Origin of the sequence: Nocardia sp. NPDC059228 (genome assembly GCF_042754245.1) — a bacterium.
In the GTDB taxonomy this organism is placed as follows: Bacteria; Actinomycetota; Actinomycetes; order Mycobacteriales; family Mycobacteriaceae; genus Nocardia.
Genome location: NZ_JBHZAL010000047.1, coordinates 1 through 18056 on the forward strand (window position 1 = coordinate 1; position 18056 = coordinate 18056).

The 18056-nt window shown below is 65.9% G+C and carries 18 protein-coding genes and 2 pseudogenes; 15 read left to right on the forward strand and 5 right to left on the reverse strand.

Annotated elements, in window-relative coordinates:
- The 4 genes and pseudogenes from ACFXKA_RS38405 to ACFXKA_RS38420 form a co-directional block, all read left to right on the forward strand.
- Window positions 1–138, forward strand: a pseudogene (locus tag ACFXKA_RS38405) (CsbD family protein); the annotation flags it as partial.
- Window positions 135–338 carry a hypothetical protein gene (locus tag ACFXKA_RS38410; protein ID WP_379431184.1) on the forward strand — a complete coding sequence of 68 codons (204 nt, stop codon included), beginning with the start codon at window positions 135–137 and terminating at the stop codon, window positions 336–338. The pseudogene ACFXKA_RS38405 and the gene ACFXKA_RS38410, both read left to right, overlap by 4 nt.
- Before the next feature lie 555 nt (window positions 339–893).
- Complete coding sequence (locus ACFXKA_RS38415; RefSeq protein WP_354844024.1) at window positions 894–1460, forward strand: type 1 glutamine amidotransferase domain-containing protein; 567 nt, start codon at window positions 894–896, stop codon at window positions 1458–1460.
- 67 nt (window positions 1461–1527) lie between these two features.
- Complete coding sequence (locus ACFXKA_RS38420; protein WP_379431185.1) at window positions 1528–3339, forward strand: glycoside hydrolase family 15 protein; 1812 nt, start codon at window positions 1528–1530, stop codon at window positions 3337–3339.
- A 109-nt stretch (window positions 3340–3448) separates the two neighbouring features.
- On the opposite strand, the gene ACFXKA_RS38425 is transcribed toward ACFXKA_RS38420, so the two are convergent.
- Both ACFXKA_RS38425 and ACFXKA_RS38430 read right to left on the reverse strand, forming a co-directional pair.
- Window positions 3449–4435 carry a TIGR03557 family F420-dependent LLM class oxidoreductase gene (locus tag ACFXKA_RS38425; RefSeq protein ID WP_379431186.1) on the reverse strand — a complete coding sequence of 329 codons (987 nt, stop codon included), beginning with the start codon at window positions 4433–4435 and terminating at the stop codon, window positions 3449–3451.
- 154 nt (window positions 4436–4589) lie between these two features.
- Entirely contained in the window at window positions 4590–5579 is a 990-nt protein-coding gene (locus ACFXKA_RS38430; protein ID WP_379431221.1) for a lysophospholipid acyltransferase family protein, read from the reverse strand.
- Between the two features lie 777 nt (window positions 5580–6356).
- Between ACFXKA_RS38430 and ACFXKA_RS38435 the strand changes: the two genes are divergently transcribed.
- From ACFXKA_RS38435 to ACFXKA_RS38455, 5 genes are all read left to right on the forward strand, one after another.
- Window positions 6357–6533 (forward strand): hypothetical protein, encoded by a 177-nt coding sequence (locus ACFXKA_RS38435; RefSeq protein ID WP_379431187.1) that lies wholly within the window; start codon window positions 6357–6359, stop codon window positions 6531–6533.
- Between the two features lie 94 nt (window positions 6534–6627).
- Window positions 6628–7698 carry an iron-containing redox enzyme family protein gene (locus ACFXKA_RS38440; RefSeq protein WP_379431222.1) on the forward strand — a complete coding sequence of 357 codons (1071 nt, stop codon included), beginning with the start codon at window positions 6628–6630 and terminating at the stop codon, window positions 7696–7698.
- On the forward strand, window positions 7698–8351 hold the full coding sequence (locus ACFXKA_RS38445; protein ID WP_379431223.1) for a HemK2/MTQ2 family protein methyltransferase: 654 nt from the start codon (window positions 7698–7700) through the stop codon (window positions 8349–8351). The genes ACFXKA_RS38440 and ACFXKA_RS38445 overlap by 1 nt, the downstream gene beginning before the upstream one ends.
- A gap of 34 nt (window positions 8352–8385) precedes the next feature.
- Window positions 8386–8529, forward strand: a complete 144-nt coding sequence (locus tag ACFXKA_RS38450; protein WP_379431224.1) for a CDGSH iron-sulfur domain-containing protein — start codon at window positions 8386–8388, stop codon at window positions 8527–8529.
- 150 nt (window positions 8530–8679) lie between these two features.
- Window positions 8680–9168 carry a DNA starvation/stationary phase protection protein gene (locus ACFXKA_RS38455; protein ID WP_379431188.1) on the forward strand — a complete coding sequence of 163 codons (489 nt, stop codon included), beginning with the start codon at window positions 8680–8682 and terminating at the stop codon, window positions 9166–9168.
- A 37-nt stretch (window positions 9169–9205) separates the two neighbouring features.
- Here the strand turns inward: ACFXKA_RS38455 and ACFXKA_RS38460 are convergent, their stop codons facing one another.
- Complete coding sequence (locus tag ACFXKA_RS38460) at window positions 9206–10660, reverse strand: aminotransferase class I/II-fold pyridoxal phosphate-dependent enzyme (protein ID WP_379431189.1); 1455 nt, start codon at window positions 10658–10660, stop codon at window positions 9206–9208.
- A gap of 43 nt (window positions 10661–10703) precedes the next feature.
- Window positions 10704–10847, reverse strand: coding sequence for a hypothetical protein (locus tag ACFXKA_RS38465; RefSeq protein WP_379431190.1), 144 nt, complete (start codon window positions 10845–10847; stop codon window positions 10704–10706).
- A gap of 422 nt (window positions 10848–11269) precedes the next feature.
- Here ACFXKA_RS38465 and ACFXKA_RS38470 point away from each other — a divergent pair, with 422 nt between their 5' ends.
- A complete protein-coding gene (locus ACFXKA_RS38470) occupies window positions 11270–11470 on the forward strand; it encodes a hypothetical protein (protein WP_379431191.1) in 201 nt (66 codons plus the stop codon).
- 557 nt (window positions 11471–12027) lie between these two features.
- Complete coding sequence (locus ACFXKA_RS38475) at window positions 12028–12447, forward strand: STAS domain-containing protein (RefSeq protein WP_379431192.1); 420 nt, start codon at window positions 12028–12030, stop codon at window positions 12445–12447.
- Between the two features lie 1049 nt (window positions 12448–13496).
- On the opposite strand, the gene ACFXKA_RS38480 is transcribed toward ACFXKA_RS38475, so the two are convergent.
- Window positions 13497–14048 carry a hemerythrin domain-containing protein gene (locus tag ACFXKA_RS38480; RefSeq protein WP_379431193.1) on the reverse strand — a complete coding sequence of 184 codons (552 nt, stop codon included), beginning with the start codon at window positions 14046–14048 and terminating at the stop codon, window positions 13497–13499.
- Window positions 14049–14466: 418 nt separating this feature from the next.
- Here ACFXKA_RS38480 and ACFXKA_RS38485 point away from each other — a divergent pair.
- From ACFXKA_RS38485 to ACFXKA_RS38500, 4 genes and pseudogenes are all read left to right on the forward strand, one after another.
- Window positions 14467–14670, forward strand: a pseudogene (locus ACFXKA_RS38485) (gas vesicle protein K); the annotation flags it as partial.
- A 257-nt stretch (window positions 14671–14927) separates the two neighbouring features.
- On the forward strand, window positions 14928–15083 hold the full coding sequence (locus ACFXKA_RS38490) for a DUF6131 family protein (RefSeq protein WP_354844059.1): 156 nt from the start codon (window positions 14928–14930) through the stop codon (window positions 15081–15083).
- Between the two features lie 361 nt (window positions 15084–15444).
- Window positions 15445–15618, forward strand: a complete 174-nt coding sequence (locus ACFXKA_RS38495) for a CsbD family protein (RefSeq protein WP_354844062.1) — start codon at window positions 15445–15447, stop codon at window positions 15616–15618.
- A 171-nt stretch (window positions 15619–15789) separates the two neighbouring features.
- Window positions 15790–17901: a catalase gene (locus tag ACFXKA_RS38500; protein ID WP_379431194.1), complete on the forward strand. Its 2112-nt coding sequence runs from the start codon at window positions 15790–15792 to the stop codon at window positions 17899–17901.
- Window positions 17902–18056: the final 155 nt, after the last annotated feature.

Genomic DNA, 18056 nt, shown 5'->3' on the forward strand with positions numbered 1-18056 from the left:
CTGCGTGAGGAGGGTCGCGCTCAGCAGGACAAGGCTCGAGCCCAGCGCGACGCCGCCGAGCGGGAGGCCCAGGCCGAGAAGGACCGTGCCGTGGCCCAGGCTCAGGAAGCGCGTCAGCGGGCACAGCAGAATCGGTGACGGGTCGTGGCCGATCTCCCAACGACAAGGACGAGCTCGCGACCGTGGTGCGCCTCGCCGAGGCTCTCTCGCCCACCCGCCCGTATCCGGAGGTGGGTGTCTCCCTGGCCGCGAATCTCCTGATCGGCCTGCCCCTGGCGGTGTTCGACCGGATCGGTGACGCCATCCGCGGATGGCGTCGGCAGAGCAGCATCGCCTAGCGTCGCGTCTCGCGGTACCCATATCGAAATCCCCTGGCCTGCAATGGAAAAGGCCAGGGGATTTCGGGCGGTCCGAGTGAATCCCCAGTAGCGCTGATGTCCGCCGTTCGGACGGCCGGCCATCCCGAGCAGCAAAGCCGCCGACGGCGACATCACTGAGACCATCGGAGACCTGCCTTCGAACCTGCGCGCCAACGGCGAGCTCGGAGGAACGCGACGTAATCCCGGGGGCTGGTTGACGCCGGTGGGGTTGGGTACCCGACGGATATCTAGATCAGATGGTCTGGCAGTGCACTACTTCCGGCGGCAGTCGCGGTCCGTATAGGACGCACCGGCAACGGCGGCGGTACCTCAACGGCGAGGTAGGCGAGCGAATCGCGACAGCTGAGGCGGAGAGTCGGCCCATCGCTGACGAAGGGAACTGCCATGACGTATCGGCACATCGCACTCACCGGTGCCGTTGCACGGCAATCGTTGTCACGGTTCGAGTATGAGGTGGCAATCGCCGGGCTCTGAAGGAGTCCGGCGAGACGATGAGACGAGAGGAGAACTCCTGTGTCAGTAGAACTCGAAGGCGTCCGCGTCCTGATCATTACCGCCAATACGGGGGTGGAGCGCGACGAGATAGCGGTACCCAGGGATCAACTACGTGCCCGCGGCGCGCACGTGACCCACGCCGCGGTGGAAGCGATCGATGTGTACACCTTCCGTCACGATCTCATTCCGTCCGAAACGCTGCGGCCGGACGCCGCCCTCGCCGATGTGGATCCCGGTGCGTTCGACGTATTGGTCATTCCGGGTGGCACGGTCAATGCCGACAAACTCCGAACCGACTTCGGGGCAAGGGAACTGGTCCGATCCGTAGTCGCGGCCGGCCGTCCGATTGCGGCGATATGCCATGGTCCGTGGCTGCTGGTCGAGGCCGCGGTGGTGGCGGATAGGACGGTGACGTCGTATCCGTCGTTGCGTACCGATCTGATCAATGCCGGCGCGGCCTGGGTCGACGAGCCGGTCGTCCGCAGCGATGGCGACGGCTGGACGCTCATCACCTCACGCAATCCCGACGACCTACCCGATTTCGTCGACGCCATCACCGCGGAGTTGAGCGTCCGGACGTCGTGACGCAGCAGTCCCCTCTCGCGAGGGCGATGTGGTTCAGCGATTACCCGCAGCAATCGCGTGGTAACCCGTGAGCGTGGAGCCGACGCCGATCGAGCAGCCGCATGTGCTGCGGGAGTACGCATTCGTCGCCGACGGTGAACGCGGCGCGCTGATCGGTCCGCGCGGTGACATCGCGTGGCTGTGCGCACCCCAGTGGGACAGTGCCCCGGTGTTCGACACCTTGATCGGGGGCGCGAGTGTGTACTCGGTGACGCCGGAGGAGCGCTTCGTGTGGGGCGGCTACTACGACTCCGGCAGCCTGATCTGGAATTCGCGCTGGGTGACCAGCTCCACGGTGATCGAGTGCCGCGAGGCGCTGGCCATTCCCGCAGACGCGCACCGGGTCGTGGTGCTGCGCCGGATACGCGCGCTGGACGGTGAAGCGCGGGTCCTGGTGGAGTTGAACCCGGCCCACGAGTACGGATCGGCCCCCCTCCGCGACGTTCGGTGTGCCGCGGGGGTCTGGGAGGCGCGGTGCGGTCGGCTGCGGCTGCGGTGGAGTGGTGGGGCCGCAGCGGTATTCCACGAGAATTCACGCTGCCCCGGTTGGCGATTGCCGGTGCGAGTGCCGCCCGGGCAATACCACGACCTGGTGCTCGAACTCTCGGACACCGGCTGGACCGGCCCGCCACCAGACTCCGGAACCTGCTGGCAGGCAACAGATCTCACATGGAAGCGGGAGATTCCGGCATTGCGAGCGAATGCCGCCCCGCGCGACGCCACCCACGCGTATGCCGTGCTGCGCGGAATGACCAGTGCCGGAGGTGGCATGGTCGCCGCGGCCACCACAGGCTTGCCCGAACGGGCGGAGGAGGGAGCCAATTACGACTACCGATACGTGTGGATCCGCGACCAGTGCCTGGCCGGGCAGGCGGCCGCCGCGGCCGGGGCGCTGCCGCTGCTCGATTCGGCTGTGCGGTTCGCCGCGGAACGGCTTCTCGCTGACGGGCCGGCCCTGATGCCCGCCTATACGGTGCGCGGTGAGCCGGTGCCGCCGGGTCGGGCCGTCGATCTGCCCGGCTATCCGGGTGGTCGGGCGGTGGTCGGGAATCGGGTGCGAGAGCAGTTCCAGCTCGACATCTTCGGTGAAGCACTGCTGGTGTTCGCCGCGGCGGCCCGCCACGACCATCTGCCCGGCGAATACCAGCGGGCGGTCGCCCTCGCGGTGGATGCCATTGCCGCGCACCGCGATCGCCCCGATGCCGGCATCTGGGAAATCGACGACGAGTGCTGGACCCACTCGCGGCTGATCTGCGCGGCGGGATTGCGTGCGGTGGCCGATTTTCCCGCCACCGGAGCCGACGCAGCGGCCTGCCTGCACCTGGCAGAGGCGCTGGTGTCGCAGGCGGCACGCACCAGCGTGCATCCCGCCGGACGCTGGCAACGGTCGCCTCAGCACCCGGAAGTGGATGCCGCGTTGCTGCTGCCGATCATCCGGGGTGCGTTACCGCGCGGCGATCCACGCGATCGGGCCACGGTGGTCGCGATCGCGCGCGAATTGTCCAGCGATTTCTACGTGTACCGCTATCGCGAAGGGCATAGTCCACTCGGCAGCAACGAGGGCGCGTTTCTGCTGTGCGGTTTCGCGATGGTGATCGCGGCGTCCGACCTCGATCATCCCGTCGTCGCGGCGCGCTATTTCGAACGCAACCGTGCAGCATGTGGCACACCGGGATTGTTCGCCGAGGAATTCGACGTCACCCAGCGCCAGCTGCGCGGCAATCTGCCCCAGGCCTTCGTGCACGGGCTACTGCTGGAGGCCTCCAATCACCCGGCCCTGCAACGGGAATGGGCCGAGCTCGAGCGCGGAGACCGCGGGCAGGGACAGGATCGACCGTGACCGGCTCACCGACCACCGGGATGGTCGGCTTTGTCGGAGACCGTGGGATGGAGCCAGCCGGTGTGCTCCCCGGCGGCACTCGATCGCCGCGATTTCTCATCGGGCGCGGTCACCCGTCGGCGGCGTGGAGTTTGGTCAGTAGCGGTTGCGCGGCCTCGGCGAGGAAACGGTCCTGCTGTTCGTCGCCCACCTGGACGAGAGCGATATCGGTGTATCCCGCCTGCTGGAAGGGGCGCACCGCGTCGATGATGGCGTCGAGGTCGGGTCCGCACGCGATCGTGTCCGCGATGTCGTGGGGGCGCACGAACTGCGTCGCGGCCGCGAAGCTCGCCGGGGTCGGCAGGTTCGCGTTCACATCCCACCCGCCCGCCGACCACCGGAACTGCTCGTGGGCACGCTGAATCGCCTTGTCGCGGTCGGCATCCCAGCTGATCGGCAGCTGTCCGGTCACCCGCGAAGTAGCCGGGCCGGAGTCGTTGACGTGCGCGCGATGCCAGGCTTCGACCAGTGCGGGCTCGGGGCTGGTGCTGATCATCTCGTCGGCCAGTGGTGCGAATCGTTGCACCGAGCGGGGGCCCGACACCGCGACCGCGATCGGCACCGGCTGCTGGGGCAGGTCCCAGATCTTGGCGGCGTCGACGCGATACCAGTGGCCGTGCCGATCGACCGTGGCTCCGGTGTGCAGGTCGCGAATGATGCCGATGGCTTCGGCGAGGCGGTCCTGCCGCTCCTCGAGCCCGGGCCAGCCCGCCCCGACGACATGCTCGTTGAGGCTTTCACCGCTGCCCAGACCGAGGGTGAATCGTCCCTCGGCCAGGATTTGCAGGGTCGCTGCCTGCTGGGCGACGACCGCGGGGTGATACCGCATGGTCGGGCAGGTCACATAGGTCATGAACGGGATCCGCGAGGTCGCCTGGGCGACGGCGCCGAGTACGGTCCACGCGTGCGGCGCATGGCCCTGTTCCTCGAGCCATGGTGAGTAGTGGTCGCTGCTGACCAGGAAGTCGAATCCGGCCTCTTCGGCGGCGACAGCGTAGCGGACGAGCTCGCGCGGGCCGCTCTGCTCGGTCATCAATGTGTATCCGAATCGGGTCACGGTCACTCCCTTGTCGCTCGGCTGGATATCGGGGGGCTACCCGCTGATGAGTCGCCTATCCGCGCGGATGTCTTCGATCGCGCCGATGCCGCCCTGTCGGGGTCGAACTGGACGAAGAGTCACGTCAGCCAGGCAAGACGTGCCGGGTCTATCGCTAGCCCGTGAACGGATTGCGACGCTCGATCAGCCGTCTGTACAGCGTGTGCTGGATCGTTTCGCGGACCTGATCGGTGATCTCGAACATGGTCATCGGATCGTCAGCGGCCTCGGGGCCGTACGCGCCGGTGGGGATGGGCTCACCGAACTCGATGTGCCACTTGGACGGCAGCGGGATAGCGCCCAGCACACCGAGGTGGGGGAACAGTGGCGTCACGGGGAAGTACGGCAGTCCGAGCAGCCGGGCCAGCGGGGTGAGGTCGGCCAGTTTCGGGTAGATCTCCTCCGAGCCGACGATCGAGCACGGAATGAGCGGCACACCGGTCCTGAGGGCCACCGAGGCGAAGCCGCCGCGCCCGAACCGCTGCAATTTGTACCGCTCGCTGTAGGGCTTGCCGACGCCCTTGAAGCCCTCGGGGAATACGCCCGCCAGCTCGCCGGTGCGCAACAGTCGCTCGGCGTCGGTGGGGCAGGCCAGCGTGTGCCCGGCCTTGCGGGCGAGCTCGCCCAGGATCGGCAGCTCGAAGACGAGGTCGGCGGCCAGCAGTCGAAGCGCCCGCTGCTTGGGATGGCGATCGTGCACGGCCACCTGCAGCATCAGCGCGTCCAGCGGCAGCACGCCGGCGTGGTTGGCCACGATCAGCGCGCCGTCGAACTCGGGGAGATTCTCGATGCCGCTGACCTGCACCCGGAACCACAGCTGCGACAGCGGCCGCAGGGCCGGCAGGATCAGCGATTCCAGCAGGTGCTCGTCGAGGCCGAACTCGTCGAGCCGGTAATCCCCGGTGAGGCGGCGACGCGCGAAATCGACCGTGCCGCGGACGCCCGCGGTGATGTGGCCTGCCACCAGATCGCCGAGGGTCACGCGAGGACCGCGACGACGGCGAGTTTCCCGATACGCATGATGTGAGCCACCGTTCGATTCGTTCTTCGGAACTGCAATCGTGGAGTGTGGTGCACAGAAACGGGGTGAGCGGTTCGATCTTATCCCGGTCCGGTCCCGCCCGCCGGGGCGGGTGAGGGCTTCGACGGTCTCGGCCGGCTCGGCCCCGGTGTTCGTCCCATCGATGCCGGTCGAACGGAAGACCCTGCCGTCCAAGGAATCTCGGCATCGGCAGTGAGATCGGGGGTGGCACGTGTTCGCGGGATCGACACTGGAGTTCATCCGGCCCGACATCGGTAGACCCCCGGGCCAATGCCTTTTCCTCGTCGTCGGCGAGGCCCGATGCTGGTGGTAGAGCCTGCGCGGCGAGGGTTCGGCTCGGCTCGTGGATCTCGCCGCGCAGGGTGTGCGGACTGCGACCCGCGGTGATCTTCTCGCCTGGCTCAGGGGCGGGATCTGCAGGTCAGTCGGGCGGGCGGTCCCGACAGAACAACGGTGTGCCACACCGTCGAGTAGCTCGCGACCGCGAGTGCGCACGGATGGCCCCGATCAAAACCCGCGCGTGTGTCGACTCGGGCTCTCACCACTGCTGCCGACGATAGGCCATCCCCACCTCGACCGTCGGGTGTTCGGCCGAGGAAATGCTTCCGCCGATGCACTACACCGCCACCTCACCCACTGTCGGCCGAGGGCGGCGTTCATGGCCGGTGACGATGCGGTGACCAGCGGAGAAAGAGGATGTGCGGCATCGCAGAATCCGATATCGCCGCGGACGGGTCGATACTGGCGCGGCGAACGTCCGAATCCGTGACCTTCTCCTCAGGATGAAAGGCGTGCCTGTTAGGTATTCGCGCAGGCGGGTAAGCGGCAGGCAGGAGGTGGATGGATATGGCGGTATTGCTTCTGGTTCTGCTGCTCGCCGTCGTGCTCGCTGGACTTGGGTTCCTGGTGAAAGCCCTGTGGTGGGTCGCCATCGCCCTTCTGGTGATCTGGGTATTCGGATTTGTTTTCCCTACCGCCGATTCAGCAGGCAGCCATGGGCGCTGGTACCGCTGGTAACGGCTCACTGTCCGCGCGGGCGTTGTGCGACCCAGTTTGCACCAGGGGAAATGAGTAGCCTGGGAAGACAACCCGTCCGCGTTCGGAGGAGTTGATCGTGTGGACCGAGGCCTCTGGAAGAAGGGTGCTTCCGCACCCGTGCGGTGAGCTGTCGGCGGGCGTGGTCGAGGCGCTCGGAAAGCCCCCCGGCTCAGTGATCCCGGCGACGTCGGCGCCGGCTGATCCCTATGGCCGCGATCTGCAATTGGCGCTGCACACGTGTTATGGCCTGTATTACGAGGGTTTCGACGGTGTGGACACGGGCTGGGAATGGGATCCGGGCCTGTTGTGCGTGCGTGCGGAGCTGGAACGCCATTTCCTCGCGGCGCTGCGCGCCGATGTCGCCGATGGCGTTGATGTGGAGACCGAACTCGAGGAACTGTTGATCGTTCCCGACGAGGAGTCCGGTGTCGCGGCGTTTCTGCGGGACCACGGCAAGCCTTGGCAGGTGCGCGAGTATTTCGTGCACCGGTCGATCCTGCACCATCAGGAGGCCGATCCGTACGCGTGGCTGATTCCGCGGTTGCGCGGCCGGGCCAAGGCGGCACTGGTGGCCGTCGAGTTCGACGAATTCGGCGGTGGCCGCGGTGACAGGATTCATCAGCGGCTGTATGCGAATCTGTTGGAGGGGGCGGGCCTGGACCCGTCGTATCTGGCCTATCTGGATGTGGTGCCGGCGCCCATGCTCGCGATCGTGAACATGATGTCGCTGTTCTGTCTGCATCGTGGCCTGCGGGCTGCGGGTGTCGGTCACTTCGCGGCCGTGGAGATCACGTCCTCGCCGGCGTCGCGCCGCATGGTCGCAGCATTGGAGAGACTTGGAGCCGACTCGGCCTGTATCACGTTCTATCGCGAACATGTCGAGGCGGATGCGGTGCACGAGCAGCTCATGCGACGTGAGGTGATCGGGGACCTGCTGGCACGCGAACCGGACACACGCGCCCCGATAGTTTTCGGTATCCGGGCCACGAACCTGCTCGAGGACCGCTTCGCCGATCACCTGTTGAGCTGTTGGCGTGACGACCGTACGTCATTGCTCGGCCCGGAAACACCCGATGGAAAGGATCAAAATTCGATGGCCCATTTGCGCATACCCAGCGAATTCGTGGCTATTCACCGTAGGTGATGTTGATTCGGACACCAGGTGTGTACAGGCCCCAGGCCGACACCCACCTGCTCATCACCGCGATGTCCGCTGCGGGCATCCCGCCGCACGGTCGTGTGCTGGATGTGGGTACCGGAACCGGCGTGCTGGCGATCGAAGCGGCCCGGATCAAGGCCGCGTCGGTCACTGCCGTGGACATCTCCCGTGCCGCGCTGGCGTCCGCGTGGATGAACAGCCGGCTGCGGGGCCTCGAGGTCGAGTTGATCCACGGTGACTTCGGCTCGGTGTTGCGTGGCCGGCGCTTCGACGTGGTGGTATCCAATCCGCCGTACGTGCCGTGCCTGGACAGCAAGCGTCCGCGGGGTGCGGCGAGAAGCTGGGACGCGGGGGTAGACGGCAGGGCGGCGATCGACTCCCTGTGCCGGCTCGCACCCGAATTGCTTTCCACAACGGGAATATTGCTGATGGTCCATTCCGCGCTGTGCGGCGTCGACAGCACCTTGAACCGCCTGCGGGAGGCCGAGTTGAAGGCCGCGACAATCGCGAGGGCGAGTGTCCCGTTCGGCCCCGTGCTGCGCCGGCGTGCCGGATGGATGGTCGATCGCGGGCTCTTGCGCCCCGGCCAGAGTCACGAGGAACTGGTGGTGATCCGTGCCGATCGAACCCGAAGATGACCGACGAACAATTACTTACACCGTCGACGGGCCCATGCTGGTCGAGGGACCAGTGCGAGTGGTGACCGCTGACGGCCGCACGATTGTTTGCGACCGGTGCGTGGTGGCACTGTGCCTGTGTCGCCGCTCGGCGATCTATCCGCTGTGCGACACCAGCCACCGCAAACGTCGCCGCTGACCGGCGTCACCGTGGACGAATGGTCATCGGTGATGGCGGGCTCATTCTGGATCACCGGCAAATCTCCGAGTACCGGGCGGTTGGGTTGAAACCGGACGGGGCGGGTAGGGCGTGAGGGAATCGTTGTGCTCACGAAGGAGGTCAGACAGCATGCCCGATCAGCCCATCACCAGCCCGCTCGACATCGATCGGCAGCGCGCGGCCGGAACCGCGCTGCGCGAAACGGTCGTCGATCTGATCGATCTGTCGTTGATTGCCAAGCAGGCGCATTGGAACGTCATCGGCCCGCATTTCCGGTCGCTGCATCTGGCCCTTGACGAAGTAGTCACCGCCGCACGGCAATTCACCGACGCCGCTGCCGAGCGGGCGACCGCGATCGGGGTCAGTCCGGATGGTCGCGCTGCCACCGTCGCACAGGAATCGGCGGCTGCCGGGATCACCGATTGCTGGCAGAGCGATACCGCCGTCATCGACGCCATGGTCGGCAATCTGTGGACGATCATCATCCGGCTACGCCAACGCATCGAAAGCACCGCGACCGCGGACCCGGTGACCCAGGACCTGCTGATCGATATCGCCGCCCGTCTCGAGCAGCTTCACTGGATGTGGCAGGCCCAGCAGGCGCCGGTGCCGAAATAGTCGTGCGCCCTGGAGAAACGCGGCAGCCGGGTAGGCCTCAGCGGGCGACTACTCGCAGTGTTCGTAATTCGGAGTCGGCGGGGTCGGGTACGTTCATGCCGGCGGCGAGTCCGGAGCGTAGATAGTCGACGACCGCGATGTCGATGAGTTCCCCGGGCACGATCACGGGGATGCCGGGTGGGTAGGGGGTGACCTGTTCGGCGGCGATACGGCCGGGTGCGTGTTCGATGGGCACGGTGTCGTAGGGGCCGAAGAACGCGTCTCGCGGCAGCAGTACCGACTCGAGTTGCAGGTCGCGTGGTGAGGGCAGCCGAATATGGTGGGGGACAGGGTTGTTCACCTGAACCCGCCAGGCTGTGAGCGCGTCCACCAGGGCGTCGACGGTGGTCTGGTCGTCGGCGATGGACAGGGTGGCCATGATGCGGCGGTGGTCGATGTGGCCCAGGTCCAGGCGCCGGTTCTCGCGCATCCAGTCCGCGACCTGGTATCCGGTGGCGCCGGTGCCGGCGATGTCCATCAGCACCTGCAGGCGGTCCAGATCGTGGGAGGCTTCCGCACCGAGCAGTTCGTCGTGCATGACGCTGATTCCGGGGATCCGGGCCAGGGCCTCGCGTGCGCGATCAGCGGTTTCCAGTGCGGCGCTGAGTAATTCGTGGCCGTGTTCGACCATCTGCCGTCGCCAGCCGTCCATCGCGGCGTAGAGCAGCACGTTGGGGCTGGTGGTCATGAGCAGGTCCGCGCACTGGCGCAGGTGATCACGGTCGACCAGATCGCCCTGGACGTGGAAGATCGACCCTTGTTCGAATCCGGCGCCCATCTTGTGCACGCTCACCACACAGATGTCGGCCCCGGCGTCCATGGCCCAGGTGGGCAGGTCGGGGTGGAACGGCAGATGTGCGCCCCAGGCCTCGTCCACGATGAGCGGTTTGCCGTACGCATGGCATATCTCGGCGATGGCGGCGATGTCGGCACACGTGCCGTATGGGCTGGGGCTGACGATGAGCGCGCCGGCGGCCTGCGGATGGCGCTGCCAGGCCTGCCGCACCTGCTCTGGTGAGGGTGGATGCGAAAAGTGCCGTGCCGCATCCCATCTGGGTGCGATCCAATACGGCCGGACCCCGGAGAACACCAGCCCGGCCACGATGGATTTGTGGCTGTCGCGACCGAGAATGAGCCCACCGTCGCCGCCGGCCACCGCCAGCATGGCCGCCTTGATCGACAGCGAGCTGCCGCAGGTGGAGAAGAACGCGTAGTCCGCGCCGACCGCGTCGGCCATCAGTTCCTCGGCCCGTGTCAGCCGATGGCCGCGGGCGAGTCGATCATCCATGCCCGGCGATGCCAGCACATCGGCGCGCAGCGCGTCGCCCAGCACCGCGGTCACCCGCGGGTCCGCGCCGCGACCCTGCCGATGTCCGGGCGGGGTGAAGCCATAACGGCCCAGCCGCCTGTAGTCGGCGAGCGCGTCGAGTACCGGAGCAGTCGAGTGATCCATCACGCCTCCCGAATGCGGGCAGCCGCCGGCGCTCGACCGGTGGTCATTGGCCCGGGTAGTTGTGCCCGCTCAGCAGCTTGGCCACGTGTGCGGTGTTGCGAGCGAGGGTCGCGGTGGTCTTGGCTCTGAACTCGGCAGATGACTTCTTCCGGACGCAGTCCAGAGCAACGGCATTCGATTCGGTCATCAGAATTCACCACCTTCCGAATGTCGGTCCTTACCCAGGGCTTCCGCCGATTGCGGCCGTCGGTGCTGTGTGCGGTTCATCCCTCGACAGGAAACCGTGCCGGGTGCGGCGAACCGGTTGGACACGGGCGCGATACCCGGCGCGCAGTCACGCAAACGCGGCCGACGTTCTGCCCGAGCTGTGGCGCGATGTTCGACCGCCATGGATCGGAGACGGCGTCGACTCATATATCATGATGTGATAATATCACAGAGTGATATAAGGATCGGGTGGTTCGGGCTCGACTCGCACCTCGCACCTCGCACTCTCGCGGATGAGGGTGAAAGTGCCGGTGATTATCGACCGATAGCGGGGGTAGATCGACCTGGTGGCGGCGCAGGATCGCCTGCATCCCGCACGCAGAACCCGAAGGGGAGTTTCTCATGCCCGATTCGAACAATCCGGGTCAATTCGGCAACCGGCCCGACACCCGGGAGCAGGCGCGCAAGGGCGGCAAGGCCAGCAGCGGCAGCTTCGGTGAGCCCCATGCGGCCGACCCGCACACAGCCGGCCGCAAGGGCGCCCAGGCTCAGCCGCCCGAAGCGAAAGCGAAAGGCGGACACCACAGCCACGGCCGGCACTGACCGCGCGCACGACAAATAGACGAGGACGACGGGTCCTGGGGTGGCCCGAGATCCGCGCCCTCGTCCAGGTTCGAACTTCTTCGGAGAGTCCCTGTTTGAGCACGAGGCCGTCGGCAAATCGGAGGATGTCGGCGCAGCGCGTGACCCAAGTGTCCGAGCCGATACGAGGATCGCGTCTCGAGGCTCACCCGTCGCGGCTCGGGGCGCGATCCTTGGCCAACCGTCGAGCTTGCCCCGACCATCATCGAAACCCGGCGTCGTGCATGCGACGGTGTCATCCATCGACGCCCAGGGCTGCCCACCCGATAGACCCGCAGATCCCGCCCCTGACGCAGGCGGAAGGCCACTGCCGATCGCAATCGGATACCTGCCCCGGGCGGAAGGTAACGGGTTTGTCTCGCTGGCGTAGCGGGTATTCTGTATGCACGGTTGAGAACACCAGCCCAGTCGGTGCCACAGTCACGGTGCAGGCGACAAACCGTGTGGTAGAACCTCCATTTTCTCGAGTCGTCCCACACACCTGGACAAGGGATTTGATCCTGATGTCGAGTTCGTTCATGGTTGCACCCGGATCCACACCAGCCCAGCGTTGCGGCCCGCCCACACGGCTGGGCATCACCCACAGCAGGCCGTCGCCGTCCACGACGGTCCTGACCGCCACCGGCGAGATCGATTACTGCACCGTCGAAGCATTCCGCGAACACCTCACCGAGGCCATCGATACCAGCGGCCGCGTCGTGGTGGTGGACCTGTCACGGATCACCTTCCTCAGCATCTCGGGGCTGCTGGCCGTCCTCGATGCCGACGACGCTGCTCGCCGCCACCACATCCGCCTGCGGGTGGTCACCGGACCGCGGTGCGTGGACCGGCTGTTCGAGGTCTGCGGCCAGGCCGCCGACCTGGCAATCACCCACACGATCGCCGCCGCCTGCACACCCGGGCCGCGAGCCCTCACACCCGCGCGCACGCTGCCCTGATCGGATCACCCAAGCCGGTAATCGGCTGTGCCCGACCCCCGCTTCGGGCTCGGGCACAGCCGCACGCAGGACTAACGGGATCTCCTCGGCCGGCACCATCCCTGGGCGCAGGATACTGAAACGGTGCCCGAACCCCGGTGACCGTGCGGCTACGTGCCCGAATGGGTGCGGATCGCCGGAACACGGCCGATGGTGGGCAGTCGACCAGATTCCGCCCGCGCCGCCGGCGACCGTCTCCGCGTTCGACCACATCCTGCTCACCGTCCACGAACGCATCCCGCCTTCGTGATCCGTAGCAGCCAGTGGTGAAACGTCAGCCGCAAGCGCGGTGGCAAGAGTCCAGGGTGCTCATCGGTTGTGCACGATCACCGACCACGGCCTCTTCGATCCGGTGGCTTCGCCGCACTGGTGCCGCGGGCAGATTGTGGCACCGCTGCCCCCGCACGATCGCAGCCCAACATCACGGTCTTCCACCAGTCGTCGAGCGGACTCGGATCGGGCCACACTGCAGCCGGTTCGCTGAATTCCCATCTGCTGGCGGCTCTTTCGCCGGATTGCCCGGTCACCGCCGCAGCCCCTTCGCCGAGTCTGTCGACGGGGCCGCTGCTGATGACGCCACGTCTGGCGTGGTGCGCTTTCCTGTGCCCGGATCGAGGCAACTGTGTCGGCCCGATGAACGTCGATGATTCCGGCTGGGCCGCCATGACGTACCTCCTCGTTCGCACTGCCTCTGCGAATTCGCAGTGCAACTCACGTTTCAGCACTACCCGCCCATCGGACTTCGAACCTCGAAAAGGCCAACTGTCACCTCGTCGGGAGTTCAGTCTTCGCGGCGGTCGAACTCGGCTGCGGGATACAGAACATCGAAAGGTCGCGACCGAAAACACCACGCGCCGCGGCCCTCTCCGGAATTTCTCGCCCGCCATGGACTGCGTGGGCGATCTGGTGCCGGCCTCGGGCAGCCGAGATTCAGTGGACCGGGCGGTGATTCGGTTCTTGCGGGCGACCCGGGATGACGGTATGCCGTTTCAGGTCAGCGTGTGCGCCTGCTAATTCTGTGATCGCCAGTCGCGCACCGCGTCTCGTATCCGGTCGAACACCGCCAGCGGCGGTCCGGCGATCAGGTTGGCCGCCGGGGAGGATCCGGCGTGCGGATGCGGCCGGGTGGGGGCCACCGCTTCCGCGGCACGCACCGAACCCGCCCAATGTTCGAGCTGGCTCACCGAGTATTGGCGACGCAGCAGCACGAACTCCTCAGCCTCCTCGTGCGCCGCGTGCTTCGCCACCGCGTCGGCGAAATCGGCGAGTTTGGACGAGAAGTCCGGGTGATCGACTCCCAGGTCATAGAGTTCGGCGAGCGCCTTTTTGGCGTGATCCTCTTCCTCCACACGCGCGTCGACCATCTCCTCGGCGCCGAACTGGGCGCGCTTGGCGACAGGATGGACCACCTCTTCCTCGGCGCTCTCGTGTACTGCGAGCAACCGGACCAGCTCGGTGAACAGTTCCTGCCGGTCCTCCCGTCCTGAACGCAGTTGTTCGAGCAGGGTGGAGATCTGTTCGTGTTGCGCGGTCAGCAGGTCGACCACATCTTGCTCGGCCATGGCTATTCCTTCTCTCTTGCCTGCAACGTGATTCGAGCCGATATTGCGTAGAAAACCTGACACCCGAGGGGCATCACAGCTGCGCGATACCCCTTCGGCTGCGAGCTATTCCCGCACGTGCATTCCGCTGCCGGTCCTGCGCGGCCTGGATCGATTCCCCGCATGGGCCGAGTTCACCGAGGACGCGACAGGCATCGCGACCAGACTGGCCGGCCGATCAACTACCAGCGCCCGTGCAGGCGGTCATTCACGTGTTCGAGCGTGCAGCCGGACCATGGGCAAGGCGGTGACGGGTGCACCGGTGTCCGCCTCGATCGTTGCTCGCAGCTTCTTCCAGGCTCGGGGGTGGTGGCGGTATCGGCCGAGTGCGTCGGCGGACTCGCGGGGTGTCCTCTGAGGAAGGCATTTCCGCAGGTCGACCCTGGCGAAGCTACTGCGGCAATTGATGGAGCGGCAAGCGCTACGCCGTGTCGACGCCGGTTATCTCACCGACGCCCGGATCGAACGCATCGGCACCACCCTGATGCTGCTCGAGCAACCCATGGACGAACTACGCGATCACTCCGCACTCGCCCCGGACGATCTCGATATCGACCTCGGCCCCCACGGCACACTCTTCCCCGTGAACCGTGCGATCCCTCGATCAGGTGACCACGATGGGGCAACGAACGATCGCCCGAGCAGGCGGGACAGGCCGAGTGCGAGCTGGCCGGCCGTCGATTCATTGCAACTCGAAAGACATTGCGAGGGCGCTGGGACATTGGACGATTCGGTGCGCTGATTGAACCGCCGGCGTGAGGGTATGCGCGTCATGACCGATATCAGCACCGGAGGGCTTCTCGGGCCCTTCGGTCGCAGCAGCGAAACCAGGTAGTGGCCATGATCATCCTCGGAATCATCCTTCTCCTCGTCGGGTTCATATTCGGCATTCCGATCCTGTGGACCATCGGGATCGTGGTGCTCGTCATCGGGCTCGTGTTACTGCTGTTGGGGTCGATGGGCCGTGCTGTCGGCGGCCGTCGCCATTACTATTGACCCCCAATCGCGCGTCTCGAACCGACGACCACCGCAACGAATCTGTCGCAAGCCCCTGAAGATCGACCGGTAGCGAATTCTCGCTCTCCGGCGGTGCTGCAACGTGGATGTCGACTCTCAGAACCCAAGCCCCTGTTCGAATCTGGTGCGGCGCGCAGCCAATCCGGCTGGCCGAGCACGCATCGGCAGATGCTGCTGTCGCTAACGTCGGGTGACATTCCCGTCGAGAATATCGCGAGCGATCACGGTTTCGAGGTTTTCTCTCCCTCGCCCCGGGTAGTGCGGTCATGTGTGGCCGACCAGCGTGTCGCATGCGATATAAACCGCGGCCGGACACGGCCGCAGTGAAAAGGAGAAAGTGATGAGCACTACGGACAAGGTCAAGAACAAGGCCCAGCAACTCGGTGGAAAGGCCAAGGAGAAGGCGGGCCGAGCGACAAATAACCCCCGGCGCGAGCAGGAAGGCAAGACCAAGCAGGTGAAGTCCGACCTGAAGTCCGCAGGAGAGAAGGTCAAGGACGCCTTCAAACGGTAGAGCGACGGCGGAAGGAGTCGACGCAAAGACCGCGGGACGCCCGCCCGAGAGAGTTCGTGCGTGTCGATTCGACAGTGGGAGAACGTGATGCGCAGCGTGAGTGCCCGGTTCAAGGGCATGCGGGGCGTGTGGGCGACACCCGTGGTCGGCCGTCGAACAGAGGAGAATCGAATGGGTAGAGAGTTCGACAGCAAACAGCGCCAATTGGATTCATATCGGGTCGACCGTGAACAGGGGCGTCTGACGACGCAACAAGGCGTCCGTGTGGAGAGCACTGATGATTCGCTCTCGGTCGGCGAACGCGGTCCTACTCTCCTGGAGGATTTTCATGCCAGGGAGAAGATCACCCACTTCGATCACGAACGCATACCCGAGCGGGTCGTGCACGCGCGTGGAGCGGGTGCGTATGGCTTCTTCCGGCCTTACCAGAGCTGGCTCTCCGATTACACCACCGCGCGTTTTCTCACCGATCCCTCCGTGGAAACCCCGGTTTTCGTCCGGTTTTCGACGGTCGCGGGCTCGCGAGGTTCGGCGGACACCGTGCGCGACGTACGCGGCTTCGCGACCAAGTTCTACACCGCCGAGGGCAATTACGATCTGGTCGGCAATAACTTTCCGGTCTTCTTCATCCAGGATGGGATCAAGTTCCCCGACTTCGTACACGCGGTGAAACCGGAGCCGCACAATGAGATTCCGCAGGCCGCGTCCGCCCACGACACTCTCTGGGATTTCGTCGGGCAGCAGCCGGAAACACTGCACGCGATCCTCTGGTTGATGTCGGACCGCGCGCTGCCGCGCAGCTATCGGATGATGCAGGGGTTCGGTGTGCACACCTTCCGGCTCGTCGATGCCGATGGCCGGGGTACGTTCGTGAAGTTCCATTGGAAGCCCGCGCTCGGTGTGCACTCGCTGCTGTGGGAGGAAGCCCAGCAGATCGCCGGCCACGATCCGGATTTCAACCGGCGCGACCTGTGGGACTGCATCGCCGCCGAGCAGTTTCCGGAGTGGGAGCTGGGCGTGCAGTTGATCCCGGAGAATCGGGAGTTCGACTTCGACTTCGATCTGCTCGATGCGACGAAACTCGTTCCGGAGGAACAGGTTCCGGTACGTCCGGTTGGTGCCATGGTCTTGAACCGGAATCCGGACAACTTCTTCGCTGAAACCGAGCAGGTGGCCTTCCACACGGCGAACCTGGTGCCGGGCATCGATTTCACCGACGATCCGCTGCTGCAGATGCGCAACTTCTCCTACCTGGACACGCAGTTGATCCGGCTGGGCGGGCCGAATTTCGCGCAGCTGCCGATCAATCGGCCGGTCGCCGAGGTGCGCAATCATCAGCAGGACGGGTATGGGCAGCACGCCATACCGCGCGGCGAAGCCGCGTACACGGTCAACACGATCGGTGGCGGATGTCCGGCCGTGGGAGGCGGCGGCGCATTCCTGCACTCGCCGGAAGCGCTGTACGGCGCCGCGATTCGGCGGCGCGCCGATAGTTTCCGCGAGCACTATCAGCAGCCTCGCATGTTCTGGCGCAGCATGTCCGAGCCGGAGGCTGACCACATTGTCGCGGCGTTCGCCTTCGAACTCGGGAAGGTGACGCGACCTGCGATCCGCACCACGGTTCTCGAGCAGCTGCTCCACGTCGACCCCGAACTCGCGACTCGCGTAGCGGACGAGCTCGGAGATTCGAGCCTGCCGGCCGAAGCCCCAGGTTCCTTGGACGGAATCGTGTCGCCGTCGTTGTCGCAGCTGGACACAGCGGCCGACACCATCGCCACCCGCAAGATCGCGATACTGGCCGCGGAAGGCGCGGATATCGAGGGCATACGCCGAGTTCGTGGCTGGCTCTCGGATCGCGGCGCGAGCTCCGAAGTCATTGCGCCGCGCGGAGGTCGGGTGAACGCAGCGGACGGTATCGACGCGGACCTGCGTGTGGATCGCGCCTTGGCGACGGTGTCGTCGGTGCTCTATGACGGCGTTCTCGTCGCCGGCGGACCCGAAGCCGTCGACATATTGGCGAGCAGTGGTCAAGCCCTGCACTTCGTCCTGGAGGCCTTCAAACATGCCAAACCGATCGGCGGGTTCGGTGCCGGTGCCACATTGCTCCGCACAGCGGGCATCGCAGGGGACGACCCGTCCGATACCGGCTTCGATCGGGCAAACGGGGTGATAGTGACCACGTCGACCGGCGGTGATATCGGCGAGGACTTTGTCACCGACTTTGCGGAAGCGCTGGCCAGACATCGAATATGGTGGCGGTCCACCGCCGCTGTGCCGGCCTGAAACCCTGGACGCTACGGCCCGATTCATAGCGATGTCTCCGGGCCGTAGTTACGGGCCGCGCGGTATTCCCACCGTGTAGAACGCCGCGCGGCCCTCGAACCCGCCGTGCTTTGCCGTGATACCGGCTCTCGGCGGCCCGTACGGAGTTCGTCAGG

What these genes read in the sequence shown, in the direction of transcription:
- ACFXKA_RS38435 (WP_379431187.1), top strand. Translation starts at nt 6,357, where the DNA reads ATGGATATGGCGGTATTGCTTCTGGTTCTGCTGCTCGCCGTCGTGCTC.
- ACFXKA_RS38445 (WP_379431223.1), top strand. Translation starts at nt 7,698, where the DNA reads ATGTTGATTCGGACACCAGGTGTGTACAGGCCCCAGGCCGACACCCAC.
- ACFXKA_RS38450 (WP_379431224.1), top strand. Translation starts at nt 8,386, where the DNA reads ATGCTGGTCGAGGGACCAGTGCGAGTGGTGACCGCTGACGGCCGCACG.
- ACFXKA_RS38455 (WP_379431188.1), top strand. Translation starts at nt 8,680, where the DNA reads ATGCCCGATCAGCCCATCACCAGCCCGCTCGACATCGATCGGCAGCGC.
- ACFXKA_RS38460 (WP_379431189.1), bottom strand. Translation starts at nt 10,660, where the DNA reads ATGGATCACTCGACTGCTCCGGTACTCGACGCGCTCGCCGACTACAGG.
- ACFXKA_RS38465 (WP_379431190.1), bottom strand. Translation starts at nt 10,847, where the DNA reads ATGACCGAATCGAATGCCGTTGCTCTGGACTGCGTCCGGAAGAAGTCA.
- ACFXKA_RS38470 (WP_379431191.1), top strand. Translation starts at nt 11,270, where the DNA reads ATGCCCGATTCGAACAATCCGGGTCAATTCGGCAACCGGCCCGACACC.
- ACFXKA_RS38475 (WP_379431192.1), top strand. Translation starts at nt 12,028, where the DNA reads ATGGTTGCACCCGGATCCACACCAGCCCAGCGTTGCGGCCCGCCCACA.
- ACFXKA_RS38480 (WP_379431193.1), bottom strand. Translation starts at nt 14,048, where the DNA reads ATGGCCGAGCAAGATGTGGTCGACCTGCTGACCGCGCAACACGAACAG.
- ACFXKA_RS38490 (WP_354844059.1), top strand. Translation starts at nt 14,928, where the DNA reads ATGATCATCCTCGGAATCATCCTTCTCCTCGTCGGGTTCATATTCGGC.
- ACFXKA_RS38495 (WP_354844062.1), top strand. Translation starts at nt 15,445, where the DNA reads ATGAGCACTACGGACAAGGTCAAGAACAAGGCCCAGCAACTCGGTGGA.
- ACFXKA_RS38500 (WP_379431194.1), top strand. Translation starts at nt 15,790, where the DNA reads ATGGGTAGAGAGTTCGACAGCAAACAGCGCCAATTGGATTCATATCGG.